This is a genomic window from Herbaspirillum sp. B65, assembly GCF_000333555.1.
GTDB lineage: Bacteria > Pseudomonadota > Gammaproteobacteria > Burkholderiales > Burkholderiaceae_D > Herbaspirillum > Herbaspirillum rubrisubalbicans.
The window spans coordinates 1-2,443 of record NZ_BADI01000406.1; the positions used below are offsets into that span (position 1 = coordinate 1).

Genomic DNA, 2,443 nt, shown 5'->3' on the forward strand with positions numbered 1-2,443 from the left:
CAGACTCGGTTAATAGTATTCGCCTGCCTGCAAGTACCGCATTTCTGGCTGGCAGCGATGCNGGCCAGACGCCTATCCTGTTTGCCGCCAATCAGGACTTCACCATCAATGCAGCCCGCCTTACGCAAGCGATGGGGGTGTATTTTGATACCGCGCAACGCTCCGGCCTGTACCGCCAACGACAGCTCACCCCCTCGGAAGTACAGACCGACCAGCGGCAGGAGGTGCAAAGCTGGCCGGCCTTTGCCAATGCGGCAGGGCAAGGGCTAGGCGACAAGATTGCTCAGGGTTTCGCCCTGGCCAGCCCCATGTTGTATCTGCAGGGCGGTCTGCGCACGTTGACGGTCACCCTGGCGCTGGCTACGCCCTCGCCAGCGGACGTGACGGCCCTGTTTGCTGGTGCCCGCTACTTTCTCAGCACCGAACATGCCTGGTTTTTCGTGGCGGCGCAATCGGCCACGGCGCTGGCCGGTGTCACGCCGATGTCGGTGAACATGACGCTGGTTCTGCATTTGCAGAAGAGTGATCCGCCGATTGTTCCTTTCAAGCAGAATCCCGATGGCTACGCCAGCAGTTGGCCACTGCTGAAGATCGTTCTGGCCGATGGCGCGGATCTGCTGGTCCCACCGGCGCTCACCAGCGTGAGCTTTGCGGTTGACGTCAGGGACATGACGCAACTGAGTCTGGCCAATGACCTGACGCCGATGGCCAACGGCGTGGCCACCCAGACATTCGGACCGCTGCCTGAGGCGGGTAGTTGTTTTTACGTCGGCAGCAACGAGGTATTTGCCAAGCCCCTGCAAGAGGCCACGGTACAACTGGAGTGGGACAGTCTTGAGTCCGACTTCTCGCGTTACTACTTGGCCTATAACACCTATCTGCTGAGCCAGCGATCTCAGACACCGTCCCCCGTGCCGTTTTCCAATCAGTCTTTTCAGGGGCATTCGCGCTTGCTCAGCGAGAAATTGCAGACCAGCCAACATACGAGTTGGCGTTCCGGTACTGTCACCTTGTATCATCCGGAACTGTGTAGCCTCCAGCAGCAGCTCAGATACCGGCGCAACGAGCAGTCGGGATGACAGTGCCGCGGCGACCGTCAACTGGAAGATCAATGCCCCGGCAAGCCGCTTCTCGTTCAACATGGCCGACCATATCGGCTACGTCGCACAGCCGTCGTTGTGCCTGAGCGCCTTGCCAGGGCCGATGCAGGCGACCACCGGCTATTTCTATTTCGAGCTGGCGTATCCGCCACAGGGTTTCGGGCACAGTCTTTATCTCAAGGTCGTCTCCGACGTGGTGCTGCAGAATGCGCTGGTCTTGATGGACAAGGCAAAGCCGGACGACAGGTTCTGGTTGTGGCGGATGCTGGACTGGTTCAAAAAAGAGCCGGCGGCCGACGATGAGGCAACGACGGCTGCCGGTAGTGCCGATGCGCCCGCCCGCAATGAAGAGGCGGCGGCAGACAGCCCGGCGATAGCCCATACCGATGTGTTGTTGCCGATGCCCAATGTGCCTTACAGCCCGAAGCAGAATGCGATGCTGCTGGACTACAAGGCCAGCGCCACGACCGACATTGTCGTGCCGACCGCGACAGCAAGGTCGATGGCCACCAATGCAGTTGATGGCGCCGCAAACTATCCCTTCGCCTTGTATCACTACGGCATCGTACAGGCTTACCAGGTCTATGCCGGCGGCATGCAAGACACAGCGCCGGTCAGCGAGCAGCTTGGGTTCAAGCGCCTGTGCCCGGTGACTGCGGATGGCGACGGCGATACCACGCCGGCAGCCTTGCCGCTTATGACCGGCGTATCCGGGCCGGGCTGTCTGTATCTGTCACTGAGCGGCGTGCAGGCGCCATGCACATTGAGTATTTATGCCGAAGTCGCCGAGCTGGACAGCACCGGCGATGGTGATGGAGAGGCTGATGACATCGCACCGGCAGTGACCTATTCCTGCTGGGGAGAGCAGGGCTGGCAAGCCATGACGGTACTGCAAGATGAGACGCGCAGTCTGCGCCGATCCGGGATCGTGCAGATCGCCATTCCCAGGCTGGGCGCCGGCACGCCATCAGGTGCGGCGCCATTGAGCTATCTGACGACGCCGCTCCTGCCAGGCAGCGAATTCTGGCTGGCCGTTGCCGCACCAAAAGCGGCGTCGGTGGCTTTGCTGTCGACCCGATTCAGTTTCCTGGGTGCTCAGGCGCTACGCCTGCAACGCCAGAAGATGAGCGGGCTGGGCGTAGGAGAAACGCCGTGGATTGCGCCCGGCAGCATCACCGGGCCGACCACGAAGATTGCGCAGATCACCCAAATTCGCCAGCCCTTCGCGTCCTTCGGCGGGAAGGCGGCTGAAAACGACACGCAGTTCGACGGCCCCGACAGCTTTTACCGTCGCGCCAGCCGGCGCCTGTTCAACAAGGATCGCGCCTGCACCGTGCAGGACA

At 61.3% G+C, this 2,443-nt stretch carries 1 pseudogene; it reads left to right on the forward strand.

The annotated features are described in order from the left end of the window. Positions 1-1,140 precede the first annotated feature (1,140 nt). Positions 1,141-2,443: pseudogene (locus tag I5W_RS33290) on the forward strand (hypothetical protein); the annotation flags it as partial.